Annotated in this window: 16 protein-coding genes and 1 other RNA gene; 14 read left to right on the top strand and 3 right to left on the bottom strand. The window is 40.9% G+C overall.

Features of this window, described 5'->3' with window-relative positions:
• The first annotated feature begins 20 nt into the window (after positions 1–20).
• The 10 genes from BROSI_RS10820 to BROSI_RS10785 all read left to right on the top strand — a co-directional run bounded on the left by BROSI_RS10820 (position 21) and on the right by BROSI_RS10785 (position 5,998).
• On the top strand, positions 21–239 hold the full coding sequence (locus tag BROSI_RS10820) for a hypothetical protein (RefSeq protein WP_052563816.1): 219 nt from the start codon (positions 21–23) through the stop codon (positions 237–239).
• A complete protein-coding gene (locus tag BROSI_RS10815; RefSeq protein ID WP_052563815.1) occupies positions 236–1,861 on the top strand; it encodes a bifunctional DNA primase/polymerase in 1,626 nt (541 codons plus the stop codon). The genes BROSI_RS10820 and BROSI_RS10815 overlap by 4 nt, the downstream gene beginning before the upstream one ends.
• 20 nt (positions 1,862–1,881) lie before the next feature.
• Entirely contained in the window at positions 1,882–2,217 is a 336-nt protein-coding gene (locus BROSI_RS10810; protein WP_052563814.1) for a hypothetical protein, read from the top strand.
• Between the two features lie 20 nt (positions 2,218–2,237).
• Positions 2,238–2,462: a transcriptional coactivator p15/PC4 family protein gene (locus BROSI_RS10805; protein WP_052563813.1), complete on the top strand. Its 225-nt coding sequence runs from the start codon at positions 2,238–2,240 to the stop codon at positions 2,460–2,462.
• Positions 2,459–2,698 (top strand): hypothetical protein, encoded by a 240-nt coding sequence (locus BROSI_RS10800; protein WP_052563812.1) that lies wholly within the window; start codon positions 2,459–2,461, stop codon positions 2,696–2,698. Before BROSI_RS10805 ends, BROSI_RS10800 begins: the two co-directional genes overlap by 4 nt.
• Positions 2,699–2,876: 178 nt before the next feature.
• Positions 2,877–3,377 carry a hypothetical protein gene (locus BROSI_RS10795; protein WP_052563811.1) on the top strand — a complete coding sequence of 167 codons (501 nt, stop codon included), beginning with the start codon at positions 2,877–2,879 and terminating at the stop codon, positions 3,375–3,377.
• A 227-nt stretch (positions 3,378–3,604) separates the two neighbouring features.
• A complete protein-coding gene (locus tag BROSI_RS10790) occupies positions 3,605–4,108 on the top strand; it encodes a MerR family transcriptional regulator (RefSeq protein ID WP_052563810.1) in 504 nt (167 codons plus the stop codon).
• Positions 4,095–4,247: a hypothetical protein gene (locus BROSI_RS19865; protein WP_157842484.1), complete on the top strand. Its 153-nt coding sequence runs from the start codon at positions 4,095–4,097 to the stop codon at positions 4,245–4,247. The genes BROSI_RS10790 and BROSI_RS19865 overlap by 14 nt, the downstream gene beginning before the upstream one ends.
• Positions 4,235–4,408, top strand: a complete 174-nt coding sequence (locus tag BROSI_RS19860) for a hypothetical protein (protein ID WP_157842483.1) — start codon at positions 4,235–4,237, stop codon at positions 4,406–4,408. Before BROSI_RS19865 ends, BROSI_RS19860 begins: the two co-directional genes overlap by 13 nt.
• Positions 4,409–4,726: 318 nt before the next feature.
• Entirely contained in the window at positions 4,727–5,998 is a 1,272-nt protein-coding gene (locus tag BROSI_RS10785) for a tyrosine-type recombinase/integrase (RefSeq protein WP_052563809.1), read from the top strand.
• A 22-nt stretch (positions 5,999–6,020) separates the two neighbouring features.
• Here BROSI_RS10785 and ssrA read toward each other — a convergent pair.
• Positions 6,021–6,376, bottom strand: a transfer-messenger RNA (tmRNA) gene (gene ssrA / locus BROSI_RS19135).
• Positions 6,377–6,892: 516 nt separating this feature from the next.
• Here ssrA and BROSI_RS10780 point away from each other — a divergent pair.
• The 4 genes from BROSI_RS10780 (at position 6,893) to BROSI_RS10765 (ending at position 9,608) form a co-directional block, all read left to right on the top strand.
• Entirely contained in the window at positions 6,893–7,225 is a 333-nt protein-coding gene (locus BROSI_RS10780; protein WP_052563808.1) for a hypothetical protein, read from the top strand.
• A 175-nt stretch (positions 7,226–7,400) separates the two neighbouring features.
• On the top strand, positions 7,401–7,853 hold the full coding sequence (locus tag BROSI_RS10775; RefSeq protein WP_052563807.1) for a DUF3450 domain-containing protein: 453 nt from the start codon (positions 7,401–7,403) through the stop codon (positions 7,851–7,853).
• Positions 7,854–7,884: 31 nt separating this feature from the next.
• Complete coding sequence (locus BROSI_RS10770) at positions 7,885–8,103, top strand: hypothetical protein (protein ID WP_052563806.1); 219 nt, start codon at positions 7,885–7,887, stop codon at positions 8,101–8,103.
• Entirely contained in the window at positions 8,100–9,608 is a 1,509-nt protein-coding gene (locus tag BROSI_RS10765) for a trypsin-like peptidase domain-containing protein (RefSeq protein WP_052563805.1), read from the top strand. Before BROSI_RS10770 ends, BROSI_RS10765 begins: the two co-directional genes overlap by 4 nt.
• 55 nt (positions 9,609–9,663) lie before the next feature.
• Here the strand turns inward: BROSI_RS10765 and BROSI_RS10760 are convergent, their stop codons facing one another.
• Positions 9,664–10,773 carry a family 8 glycosyl hydrolase gene (locus BROSI_RS10760; RefSeq protein WP_052563804.1) on the bottom strand — a complete coding sequence of 370 codons (1,110 nt, stop codon included), beginning with the start codon at positions 10,771–10,773 and terminating at the stop codon, positions 9,664–9,666.
• 20 nt (positions 10,774–10,793) lie between these two features.
• Entirely contained in the window at positions 10,794–14,414 is a 3,621-nt protein-coding gene (locus BROSI_RS10755) for a tetratricopeptide repeat protein (RefSeq protein ID WP_052563803.1), read from the bottom strand.
• Between the last annotated feature and the right edge of the window lie 24 nt (positions 14,415–14,438).

Below are 14,438 nucleotides of genomic sequence, written 5' to 3'. Positions count from 1 at the left end.
AATTTTAAGAGGTATACACGATGCAAAATCTTTCGCATCCACACGACACAGAAAGGCTACTCAGTGTCTCAGCGGTATTGAGAATCCTTAACATCCCACGACATCGACTAATTTACCTGTTTGAATCCAAAAGATTAAAAGCCGAAGATTTTTTAACGTTAGACAATGGTCATCGTGTTTTCAGGCAGTCCGACCTTGAAAAAATCAAAAAGGCATTATTTGAGGTATCCCACAAATGAAAACGCTTGATGCAGCTCTTATGTATTTGGAGCAAGGCTTCCCGGTAATTCCAATGAGTCCGACCGATAAAAAGCCATTGGTGAAATGGGCTGAATTTCAAACCCGAATGCCTTCTGAGCAGGAAACCAAAGAGATGTTTTCGAAATATTCAAAGGCGATGATTGGTCTTGTTACCGGCAAAATTAGTGGGATTTGTGTTATTGATTGCGATTCGTCCGAGGCCTGTGAAAAGATTGATTTCATACTTCCCGAAATGTTTGAAAGTCCAATCGCCGTGAGTCCACGAGGGGGGCGCCATTATTATTTCCAATGCCCTGAAGACCTTCAAACTAAGACAGCTGTTTTTTCCAAAGTTGATGTTAGGGCAAATGGCGGCGTAATTATTGCTCCCCCCTCTATTAATTCACAAGGTAAAAAATATAGTTGGCTAAATGTTTCCGGACTTACACGAGATGCCTTACAGCCTATGCCCTCAAATGTAATTGAGACTCTGTCTCAACCCCCTGGCAAGTGTGCACGACCTCACGGGAGTGCACCATTAAATAAAAATACATTATATATAGAGGGTGTGACGACAAATCTGACGACACCTTTTGCAAACGGGCGTCGTGATAATGACCTTTTTGCGGTTGCAAACGGTTTAGTAAAATCTGGCATTGATATTAACCTTGCATCCGAAGTGCTTAGAAGACTGATACTTAGCTGGGGCGAGGAAGTTGATGAAAAATGGGTAAATGACAAAATTGAGAGTGCACTAAAACGGCAAGAAAAGCGGGATGGGAAGTTTTCAGACGAAGTAAAAGAGTGGATTTTGTCGTCAAACGGCGTTTTTTTGTCGTCAGACGTCGTCAAATGTCTACAAGTGTCGTCAAGGGACGAACAAAAGAATTTGTCAAAAATTCTGTCACGCCTTTGCGAGGAAGGCGTTATTGAGCGTCACGGGGAAAAAAACGGTTGCTTTCGTAAAATTAAAAAAGATTATGAAGTTATAGACTTGTCAAGTGTTTCCATAAATCCTCTTCCAATTGTATGGCCGTTCGGAATTCACGAAAAAGTCTACGTGTTGCCCAAATCTGTCGCTGTAGTCGCTGGAGAGACTGATGCTGGGAAAACTGCTCTCTGCCTTAATTTTGCATGCATGAACAGGGAGCGTATGAAAGTCCGCTTTTTGACTTCAGAAATGAGCGGCGAAGAGATAAAAAGTCGAACATTGCCTTTAGGCGTCCCTGAATCCGAATGGAAAAAAATTGAGTTCATCGAACGTTCTTGTAATTTCCAAGACCTGATCCTGCCTGATGGCCTCACCATTGTTGACTATGTGGAAAAGTCCGAAAATTTCTACGAAATCGCCAGGGATATAAAAGAGATTTTCGACCGACTAAAAACGGGCTTTGTGCTAATTGCCCTGCAAAAGAAGGCTGGTCAGGAATTTGGGCGGGGCGGCGATTTCTCTGCAGAAAAGGCGCGGCTATACCTGAGTATGTCGCCGGGAAGGTTGAAGATTGTAAAGGCAAAAAATTGGGTAAAACCCGATGTTAACCCAAATCGCATGGAATGTGAATTCAAATTAGTAGGCGGGATTAAATTTATCCAGACGAGTGGCTGGAGACGACCGAATTAATTTTAATGGAGGTATACGGAATGGAACTTATCGACAGTGATTTTGTCTCTTTTTGTAAAGAAAGAGAGGCAAGGCAGACGGCCATAAAGGGAAGTCTCACATGGGAAACTATTATTGCAATCGACCCTTACTTTGATGACCTATTGCACGGGATTAAAACCATTAAGCCAGGTGAAAAATTTTGTGCAAACGAAACCTGGTACAAAGAGTACAAACCCATCATTTTAAGGCGGGTGGGCTATTTTGCGCCAAATTACGCTCCTGAAATTTTAAAAACTGAAAAGGCTTACGACGTTGTGTATCAAAAACTTTACGATGCATTACCTGATTGTAAAGGGTGTGCGTGCATGATTTAACTTTTTTTTGGAGGGCAAAAATGGAACAACTAGACACAGTATTAGGCGAAATTGTTAAGTCGGAAACCGACAAAATCGTAATCGGCCTCAAAGAATACAGAGGACACAAATATGTTGACATGCGAACTTTCTTCCAGGGCGATGATGGAAACTATCTGCCAACGAAGAAAGGCATTACCTTTTCGCCAAAATTCATTGAAGCCATGATAAAAATACTCCAAAAGGGAGCAGGTAAAACTCAATGAAGATAAAAATTCCTATCGTGTCCGGGGAGCGGAAAAAGGGAAGAATTGATTATCGTAATGGAGTTGCAAGATGTGTGAAAGGCCATTTTAACAATCAGACGTTCAGGCTATACAACAATCGTGGTTTTTCAAAGGCCTGGATTGAGGCTGTTTTTTGCGGTGATTTTGTCGAGGCCAATTTGGTGAAAGAGCTATCGGATTTAATTGTTCAAGCGCACAAGGCGTTTAATTCTTAAAACTTTCTTTTTTTTATGGGTTTTAACTTTATCAGTCTTTTTTTTGGAGGGCTAAAAAATGTCAATTAACGAATCAGTAAGCCTATTCCTCCACAGGCCGGGGCATGGGTGTCCGTCCATCAACCAGCACCCATGCTCCTTAAATTCTAAAACACTTTTTTTCAAAAGGATACGAATCATGGAAAAAACGAAACGATGTCCGGTTGGATTAGATAGTTTTCAACATTATTGCCCGGATGATCCTAAGAATCATGAACCTTTGACGAAAATAAAGTCTTATCTTGAAAGAAAATTTGAGGGTAAAACGGAAGCTGATATCAGTAACGAACCCTGGAGACGGGAGCATTGGGCTACACTGCAATTTATCAGGGGTGGTTGCAAGGGTGAACGTCCTAAAACCCAATTAGCTGAAGCACAGACACCAAGCAAGGCCGAAGCTCCAACGATTACACCCACACAGCAAGAGGCGATGAATGCCATTGCACAATTGCGGGCGGGTGTCCCGTTTACTCGGAGCTATCCACAAGCCGTGATACCTAGGCAACCAAAGATCGTGACCTTTGAGCAAGAAATTCTCCATAACTGGGAAACGAATTCAAGCATCAGGGCGGAGTTTGTATCACTTAGCTCTTATCAGGCATGCATGAAAGCACAAAGGGGGGCAAGGCAAAGATCGTAGGCGGGAAGGTCGTAAGATAAAACGGGAGTCCTCCACGGCTGCTCGTTCTCCCGGTTACTGTTTCATAGCGGGCAGCCATTACTTCACATGAAATAGGAAGCGTGTTGTAAGTTGTTGCGGGGCAAAGGCTAAGGTACTTCCAGAAAGCGTTTTTGTACGGGGGCAAGACGACCTCGAAACATTCACAGATTGTGACCCCAAAAATGCAATTTTTATAGGAGTGGAAAATGTCGGAAAAAAGGTTGAATTTGAAACAGTTAGCTAGGGCATTTGGAATTTCTCAGGTGTCAGTCCGCAATTGGCTGGACAAAGGCCTTCCGCATGAGCGGACACATAAAGGCTACACATTCAATTTATCTGAATGCGTTCAATGGAGGGAAAAGATTTTAAAAGATTCCAAAGCAACAAGCAGTGATTATGAGTCTGCACGTGCTGAAAAAGAGTTATGGAGGGCAAAGACGGTTAAACTCAATTATGAGCGCCTGGGCGGTTCGCTTGTTAGTGCAGCTGAAGTAAAGAAGGCAGCCTTTCAAGCGGCCAGGATGACCAGGGATGCTATCCTTGCTGTTCCCGATAGGGTGGCTTCTCTCTTGGCCGGCGAAATCAGTACATCGGGCAAGATTGATAAAACCAGGGTGCATGAAATTTTGGGCAAAGAACTTCGCCAGGCGTTGGAAAATTTATCAAACAATCTTAATCAACCGGAGGTTGAAAACGATGATAAAAATTGAAGAAAGCAAGACCGAGCAATTAACCGTTTTATGGCTGAAGTATTTTGAATTAATGTGCAAAATGAAGTTGTTGATAAATGAAGCCATTGCAGTGAAGGCACAAATTGAGCTTATGGAGGGTAAAGAATGGCAGAATTAAAGTTAACGCAGACTCCTACGGGGAATGAACTGGGGTTGCTGGATATGGCCGATGCATCCATGACACCAGCGACAGCAATCAGACTTGAATGTAAATGGTGCAGTGGGGTTAAAAGACGTAACCTTATCCCCTCTGAAGCGTATCAAATCCCATTGCCTTGATTGTGTTGAGACACGACAAGAGGTTAAGGAGTGCACAGGGAAACTACTTTTTGAAGACAGGCTTTGTTATTTGCATCCGTACAGACTTGGACGTAATCCTAAAATAAAGGCGGGCGTAACTTCACACTTGGAACGGTTTAAATTTTCTAAAAGGCATGCCACAATCGTATAGTTTCGCCTTCTAAAAACGTTTCAGAATGTCTTCAACGTGGTTTAAGGCACGTCAAAACGATACGAAAGGCTCAAAAGTGTGTTTATCTCACACTGAGTTAAGAAAAAATAGTTTGCTGGACAACGAGCGATAAAAAATATTTTTTTATGACCTTGACAAATAACGAATTGATAGCGTATCTTCTCCAGGAGAAAGGAGAAGATGCCATGAAAGGGGCTATAAGAGCAAAGGGGCATTGTCCCGTTTGTCAGGGTAGTTTTACCGAAGTTAAAAAACTTGGGTTTATTTGTGCAGAACATAAGACGGTACCTAACCGTTTTTACATCGACCTATTCCACAAAGGCCAACGGATTCGTTTATTCTCAGATAAACATGGACAGGCCATTGATACTTATCAGAGAGCATCAAGCTTACTTAGCCACATCAATTACGAAATCCAGAACCGCACTTTCGATCCCACAAGATACGTTAAGCAAGACCTTGAAAAATTTTATGTTTCAACTTTACTAGATAAGTTTCTGACATTCAAAATTGATTCTATTGCGCCAAGCTATAAAAAGGATTATCGAAGGTTTGTACAGATTGCAAAAGATTACTTTGGCGGTACGGATGCAAGAGAGCTTCGGAAGATAGATGTAATAAACTACCGGGAACATCTTGCTAAAAATTTTGACTTCAGCGAAAAGACTGTTAAAAACATTCTGGACAATTTTAAAACCTTCTTGAACTACTTAAAATCTGACCTTGAAATACTAGACGTTGTTCCGTCATTCCCTGTTATTGGTGTGCCACAACCAAAGATTACCTGGCTTACCCAGGAGTTACAACAGAAAGTCTTTGAGGTCGTTCCGGATGATCACAAACCTATCTTTGCCTTTTTAATGTTGCATGGATGCCGTCCATCGGAAGCACGGGCTTTAAAGTGTAAGGACATTGATTTAGAACATGGTGTGATTACTATATCATCAACCTTTTCCGGTAGGGTGTTTCTGGAAAGAAGGAAAGGAAGAAATTCAAAGGATTCTACAATTCCACTTCATCCAGAATTGCTTCCATATATCACAGACCGTATAAAAAACAATCTTCCTAATGCCTACGTGTTTGTAAATTCTAAAACCGGTAAGCATTATTCAGAAAATAGTCTCAGAAGAATATGGGATGATATAAGGGAGAAAGTTGGATTAAGCCAGTCAATCCGTCTCTACGATGCAACAAGGCATTCCGTAGCGTCTCAGTTGGCTAATAAAGGCATACCACTTCTTAACGTGGCGAAGTTATTAGGGCATTCATCAACAAAAATGGCCGAAAAATACTACATTCATACCGATGTTGGAAGACTGAAAGCAGACATCATAAACCTATCGCTAAAAGATCAAACCGTCACCAAACCGTCACCAGCAGAAAAAGTGGTTTTGTAAGTCTAGCAATATCAATATGTTATGGTGGAGGCGGCGGGAATTGAACCCGCGTCCCTAGACATTTCAACATAGGCTTCTACGTACATAGTCTATTTTTTAAATCTCGTCATCCAGAGCCCCAATAGACAGGGTTTCCGATAACCAGCTAGGTTTAAGGGTTCATTCGGTCCCCACCTACCAAAGAGACTGAACTAACCTGCTAGTCGTCGTTTCATTAACCTCGCAGGTAAGACTAATGAAACGTGGCTGTTAATTAAGCAGCCATTGCCATTGGATATTCGGCATTTAAATCATTTTGCCAGGTTTTTAATGAGGCCGCCTGACAACCTCAATACGCCACCTATACCTCAACTTGTCCGGTCGAATCCTTTCGCCCCCTCTTTTAATTAAAGGTTTATGAATTCAAATCATCTAAAATCACTGTATTATCAATTTTGGTAACAATTTAATCTACTTCTCATTTGAGATTATATCCATTCATTTTCTACTATATTATATCATTTTAAACGCAAAAATACAACTCAACAAATCCTTTCTATCAGTTGAATTTCACAACGCATTTGTATGAACTATAATTAAGGATCATTATTTATTAAACAAATTACAATAAATCTATACCTTTTCTCTAACGCAATGCCATAGCCCAATCACACTTCCCTTGAAATGAAGACGTGTGGGCAAAAATTGATAAAATTGTAATATTATGATATTAAAATAGTTATAAAAATACTATCTAAAAAACAACTATTTCCCAGAAAACTGAAGCCATAATGACCATGATAATAAATTTCATATTTTCTTATGACTGAATCCCAATTTAGGTATAAAAATCGCTTGTTAAACATATTATAGATACGCTATTAATTTCATAATCTCATTCAAAAGGAAAGTATTATGGTAAATAATGTAAACCCTTCGGCATCCAAACTTCTCGAACAAATTAAAAGATTATCAGGGGATACAACGCAAAAAGAAAAGAATCGTCTTGATTTTAGAAAAGATGTATTGAACAATCGGGCTACCAATATCAACATATTCAAGGGTACAAATTTGCCGAATCTGGAAAAGATCCAGAAAAAAAACAATATATCTATTCCTGTAGTCGAAGATAGCAAAAGGCAACCGCCAGGTAAAGATATTCGAACAATAGAGCAGTTTAAACCGGTAAATACAGGAAAGAACCATCGCAGAGAACCTGTGGGTTCTTTTTTGGATATCTACCTATAGAGAAAGGAATAGCAAGCTGATTTTCGAAGAAAAGGAGGAAAGCGAAAAATCAGCTTGCTAAAAGGAGAACAATTATGCCATTAATAACATATTTGATGAAAAAAAAGTTCCCAAGGACAAGAAATTTGTTTTTGTGTTTATACATAATTAAATTATAATTGTTTGACTATAGAAAATGAGAAGATACTTACTAAATTATGCTTGGCTGTTACTGATATTCTTAGTCGGGTGCAGTACCATTTCTCAGGAGAAGTGTAGGGATATTGACCGCAGAATAGTTAAGCTTTCCCAAACAACTCAGACATTGGGAAAAAAGATAGACGATCTGTCCAGGTCTATTTCATTACTCGTACTTGATGGGAATGGACTCCATAACGAAATGGATGATCTGAAGACCTACAGTAAGAATATCCAGCAAAAGACAGAAGATGTAGGAATAGTGATCAAAAATTTAGATGGTCGCATTGAAAGTCTGGAAACTAATCACAAAACTACAGGAGAAAAAATTAACAAACGGATAGACGACATTGAAAAGGCCGAAATTGAGTTGTCTAATCGATTGGAAACAATGAAGTTAGACATGAAAGGGGAGGGAAAAGAGAAGACCACGCCTCCACTGCTTCCATAAAAAGAGACGCTTACATTTGTTGTGCTCATCAATGAAACCATCAAAGAAAATACCCTTGATTATAGGCTTATTCCTGGCATATATTTTAATTGTATATGTGACTTTTTACGCTGTTGCAAGAGTACATAGAACAAAAAATCCTGCACTCGCAAAAAAGGTAGTTATTTTAACTTTCTTTATGGATTTATGTATTTTTGCAGGAAGCGGATATTTAGTTTATAAATTAAAAGTTCCAACAAACAAACCATGAAAAGTATAAAAATATTCATTTTCTGGTGGATGGCAAGCTGTTTCTTTTTCTTTTATAGTGTTTCTATCTTTGCCGGTCAGAAGACTGAAACTGACAGATTAAAGAAAGATCTCCTGGAACTTGAGAAGGTCACCAATCCGCTTATACAAACGTTCAGAAAAGTTGCACAACTCGTCAGCCCATCGGTTGTCAGTCTCAGTACAGAGAAAAAGGACCATTCGAAGAATGGCAAAGAAACAGAGACATTACCACCCTACCAAAATTTTTCACCGAAACATGACCCGCACGTGGAAAATCTACCCAAAAAAGGGCTGGGTTCGGGAATTATTATCGATGAACGTGGTTACATTTTAACGAACAATCATGTTATCAGCGGTTTTTCTGAAGATGAAATCACTGTGGTTACACACGATGGAGAACAATATAAGAATGCCAAGATTGTTGGAGTCGATCCGAACACAGACATTGCGGTTATTAAAATAGAAGGAGAGGATTTCCTGCCTCTCGAATTTGGTAATTCTGAAGATGTGCAAGTAGGCGACTGGGTTATTGCCATTGGTAGCCCCTTCGGATATCAGCAAACAGTTTCTGCGGGTATCATCAGTGCCAAAGGGAGAACTCACGTCATCCCGTTCGAACTGCCTTTTATTTACGAAGATTTTTTCCAAACCGATGCAGCCATTAACCCGGGTAATAGCGGTGGGCCGCTCGTCAATCTCAGGGGAGAATTAATTGGGGTAAATACCGCCATTGCTACCAGGTCAGGCGGATTCCAGGGCGTAGGATTCGCAATTTCTGCCAGTATTGCAAAAGAAACTGTTGAAAATATCGTAGCTACCGGGAGTGTTGTGAGAGGATATTTAGGGGTAGGAACCCATGATATTAACGATGAGTTGGCTATGACGCTTGGCTTAGAAGATAAAAAAGAAATTATCCATCATTTTGGCTTATTATCAGAAAAAGGGGCATTTGTTTTAGAAGTATGGAGTGATACCCCTGCATCAAAGGCAGGCATCTCCCCCGGCGACGTTATTTCTGAGATAGGCGGGAAGAAAATCGGTGGCACAACGGATCTGCAGCAGGCCATTCGTCGAGCAAAAGTGGATGAAAAGATTATTGTAAAGATCGTACGAAACGGGGTAGAAAGTGCATTAGAGGTTACAGTGGAGCGACAGCCGGAAGACCTTGCAGGGAAAACTTACCTTGCTATTCGGAAAGTAGATGAACCTACCAAATTTTCTTTAGGATTGGTGGTCAATGATTTAAATCCTGCGATTGCAAAATCACTGGGTTTTGAAGGTGAGAGCGGCGTTTTGGTTGTCGATGTCGAAGTAGGTAGCCCGGCCGAGCGTGCTGGTATAAGTCCCGGTGATTTGATCACAAAAGTCGGCACAAAAGAGGTAAATTCTGTTCCGGAGTTCATGGCCCTCATGGACGAGTTCCTGGAGAAAGACATGACGGTAAGTGTTTATGTAAAGAATAAAGGCTTTGTAACGTTAAAATAGAGGTCAGATATTTACGTTGTAAATTTTCACTGTCAAAAATGCCGACTCCCGAGAATCACGGTTTTTGTAAAATTCCATCTTCGAATGCCAGGGGGAAAAATGCCAGACTTTGTCCGTAATAGTTTAGAATCAAAGATTTCTCGCTCAGTTTATTCCTGAATGAGACTTCAAATTTATCCGCTTTAGTATTTAATACCAGTGCCGTAAAATAAGCCATTGCGCTTGATGGTAAACCGCCGTATTCAACCGCTGACTCTCCCGTATATCGATATACAGCCTTTATCTCTCCTGAATCTGAGTTGTATTTCTGTAAGACATGAAACATTTTTTCTGAAACCTTATACCCTTCTTCAGACTTGTGCCAGAGGAGATCAAGTCCTACTCGCATTGGAATTCTAACCGCTTCCCATCCGTAGTCATTTGATTTACCTTCCATCGTTAAAATATTTCCATGAAGATCTACAACGCACCAGTCTGGAACCAAACCACACCCACTTACACTACCCAGATGAATGCCGGATTGATGTAAAATCCAATAACCAGTCTCAGTTAAATCCAGCCATCGGCGGTCTTGAGTTATTTCGGAAAACAAGCGAAATGCCACCGGACTGTAATAAGATGGGTTTTGTACTAGGTATCCATCTTTTTCAGTACCCCATAAACCGGGTAACAAAAAAATACGATTATCGGCCCCACGTGCCGTCTCAAGCTTCAAAATGTCATTAATCACCTGTACGGCCTTCTCTCGATAGGCATTTTCCCTCCATCGGTTTGAAGCCAGCAATAGGGCAAATGCATAATCACAATCGGCATCCGAAGCCGCCATCCAATCATTTACGCCACCATCCTTCCAATACCAGGCAAGGAGGCTGTCACCGTGTTTACGGCTTCTGCTCAGGTGTTTTTCCGTCCAATCAAAGATCAAATCAAACGTATTTTTGTCCTTCATGAAGACGGAAAAAAGCATGGCATAGGCCTGCCCTTCACTTACCGTATCAAAATCGTGTTCCGGTCGCTGTACACGTCCGTCAGGAAGGATAAAGTTTTTTTTGTATGATCTCCACCAGGTTTGTAATTGTGTTTCAGGGGGTCTTTTCATGGCAGTACAACCAATAAAGGGTAAGCAAAGGATGGTTATTACAAAAAATATATTCTTATAATTCATATTTTTTTCCCATTTCGCTTTTAAAAGCGAACATTGAGATAGATATTCGCGACCTCTTCATCATAGACAGCCGATCGCATGGGCTTCAGTTCGAGGCCTACATTCCAGCGGCGCTGATTGTCCCATCCAAACTCAAACTTTGGCTCGGTAAAATCAACACTATCATTGTCCATACCCTGTTTTATAGCAATTTCATAGTAAAGCTTTTGCGCCCCGTTATAATGCTCCTTTCCGAGATGGTGCCTCCAGGAAAGGCCAGCCATATATTTCCGGTAATTGTCCGGCGACCAATATCCGGTTTTTCGGGAATGGACATCGTAACCATAGGTATCTATGATAATTTTCAGAATTCTGGGATATAAAGACAGTTTATAACCTATAGCGGTGTAATCTTCCGTGCCGTTGTTACCGTCATCATACCAATGCTTTCTGACCTGACTGAAAATATCCGCGCGGTGAGAAATATCACATGCAAGGTGTACTCCCGTAAAATAACGCGACCTGCTGTTCGCCAGGGTATTAAAATTTTGCAAAATATCCTCTCTGCCTCCTGATAACGTAACATCAAAAATATCGAAAATTCTATACCAAACACCCGTATCAAACTGTGCCGTTTCATGGTGGTTTTCAGAATAGGTAGACAATTCTCCATCCAGATACGCCGCAATACCATTTTCAAAATACTTATTCAGATTTACGGCAAGATGTTCGGCTGTTGAACCCCCGTACTTCGTAAATTTAAAAACTGTGGTCCCTACACCCACCGAAAGATCCATTGCCTCAGAAAGCCTTGCCGGCGAATATTCAACATCTGTTCTGAACATGGTGATCTCAAAATTTCCAAAATCATCACCGCTGCCTTTCTGGTGGATATACGACTGTTTCAACCCTACTGATTGCCTGCGCCTCCATTGTTCTGATTCTTCAGCGAATAAGGCACGATTATGTTCCGGTGCATAAACAAGTAATTTTTTGTAAGCATTTTCCGCCTTTGAACTAACATTGAGCAGGGAGTACATTTGACCCAAATCAAAGAGCATTTCAGCATCTTCAGGATGGCGTTCGACCAGATTATTGTAAAAAGATATTGCAGTCCTTTTCCGCCCCAACCAATTATTCCTCTTTGCCTCCCATTCCCAATATATTTCAGGATCTTCCGGGTAATCCAGACAAAGATTTTTGTAAGCTTCATTAGCCTCTCGCAAACGCAAAGCCCAACCATATACCCTGGCAACTTCGCGACGTCGTTTAAAATCAGCAGGCCGTTCTTTCAAATAGGAACTATACCATTTTAACGATTCCTCATATTCATATCTCCAGCTATTTACTTGCGCCAGCCATCGGATGAGTCTCACATCCTCTGAATCGTCCTTTTGAAGCACAGAGAATTGTTCGCTTGCTAAATCATAATCATTGTGGGTAGCCAGGAGTTTAGCATATTGATACCGAAGCCCTATATCACGGGGAAATTGTTCAACCGCATGACGTAACCAGTCTTTTGCAAATACATAGTTCTTGCTTTGTCTGCCCCTGTCGAAGTATCCAACCCGTTCCATGACTGTTTGGAAGACAAGAATATTTTCTGGCTGATCGGAAAGATATTTTTTTATCATCCCATGCGCGACATCGTCATCCCCGGATTGAATATTTGCAATTACCATAATCGCCTTAATATCAGTCTTTTGTGAAATATCCTTTGAAAATTGAGACAACCCAGCATAAAGAATCTGTTTGTTTCCCTTTAATTTTACCAATGCCTCAAAGTAATGTGCTATTTCTTTCTCGGGCAAACTGGGTATTTGAATCTCATCAAATACCTTGTTCGCTTCTACCTCCTCATTCAGATTCAGGTAACATTCCACCATCCCAAGTTTATATTCCAGGGCATTATTTTTTTCATACAGTTCTTTGAAAAGAATTAACGATTGCTGAAAATTACCGGCTTTAAATTCCGCTCTTGCATATTGGGCTGTTACCTCTCGATTGTGATGCATGGCGACCTCATCAGCAGCCTTCCAGGCGGAACGTGGCGCGTCATCAAGGAGTTGAGGTCTGACCATTTCTGTTTCCGCTGAATACCCCGATAACAACCTGCCTAAGGCATGAATTGACTTCTCATATTCTTCTAGCTCCCTTTTCGCTTCATGTAACAAAACCGTCAAAATTGCCGGTCCAAAATCCTTTTCGTCTACCTTTGATAATAATTCAATCTCTTTTTCGGCTTCTTTATAGAGTCCCATGCGTATTTGAGAAAGAATACGGAGCGTTAAAATCTTAGACTTATCAAGCTGTTCTTCGTGAGACAGTTTTTGCAATACCGGCAATGATTTTTCAAGAAGCATTTCGTCTTTCTCTAAAGCGTAGTAGCATTCCAACTCTATAATTCGTGGACGTAAGCCAACTTCCTTAGTTCCTTCCAGTGTATAGAGTATTGACAATGCATCCTCATACCGTTCGGTAAGAGCCAATATTTCGGCTTTTGTAATGTCAATAACGGATTTTGATTGGGGAGAGACGGGAAATTGATTCAGGATTTCAAATCCCTTGCCTGGCATTTCCCGATAAGTATAAACAATTGCCAATTTTGCCAGGAGGTGAACTTCAGGAGCGGATTTACTGACTGGCAAGATTTCTTCAAGGATACTGGATGCCTCCACCAATTTTCTACGGGAAAGAAAATTATCGATAACCCGCAAAGAAGCTGTGCGCCAGGCATCGGATTCTTTGTTCATGGTATTCCATATCCCGATTGCCTTTTCTTCGTCACCTGACGAAAGGTATGCATCGGTTACGATGGCACGAATCTCATCGGTAAACTCAACCTTGTCCCCCGCTGTTTTCAGAGCATCCAGGACAAGAGACCACTTCTTGGCCCACGATAAGATCCTAAGGTATTGTGTCCAAATGTCACGATTTTCCGGAAATCTGCTCACCAGATGTTGATATTCTTCGATTGCACTCGCATAATTTCCTGACCATGCATCAACATTTGCTTCCAGCTGCAATAACTTCAGAGTATCCTTTTTTTCATGAGGGATTTTTTTCAGGGTTTCTTTTGCCTCGGTATATTTTCCTGAATGTATGAGAAGGTTGACTTTTAAAGTTGCTATTTCAAGGTTTTGCGGGTCATTTAATAAAACCTTTTCGCACAGCGCCAGCGCCTCTTCAATCCTTCCCAAATTGGCAAAAACATCTGCCAGTTCCCCTGCAACCCTTACATCATCCTTGTCAAGCAGCAGTACGTGTTGGTAATACCTGATTGCGAGGTCTTCATTTTTGTTTCGGATTGCATTCCTTGCTGCATTCAGGAAAAGTTTTTTTGTAAAATTATCCTTCCCATCGGGCACAGTTCCCATCTTTTGTACCAAGTTTTCATAATGTGTCCCTGCCTCTTCATAATGTCCGATATCTTGTAAATAATCAGCAAATTCCAGTTCAACAGCCCTCTCTTCTGGTTTTTCTTTAAGATACCTCTTGTACCTTTGGATGGCTTTATGGGTCAAACCACCCTTGGCAGCATTTCTAGCGGCCATTAAAAGAATGAACGATTCATCCTCTTTCTTTTCTTGTGCATGAAGGGATACCATGAGACCCAAAAAAATAGAAATTCCCAGGATAACTGCTATCAACGTTCTTTTCATTTTCCTACTTTTTGGCTCTTCACA

The sequence above is a fragment of the Candidatus Brocadia sinica JPN1 genome (assembly GCF_000949635.1).
Classification (GTDB): Bacteria; Planctomycetota; Brocadiia; order Brocadiales; family Brocadiaceae; genus Brocadia; species Brocadia sinica.
The sequence above is the reverse complement of the archived record's forward strand: the minus strand, read 5'-3'. Positions and strand labels throughout refer to the sequence as shown.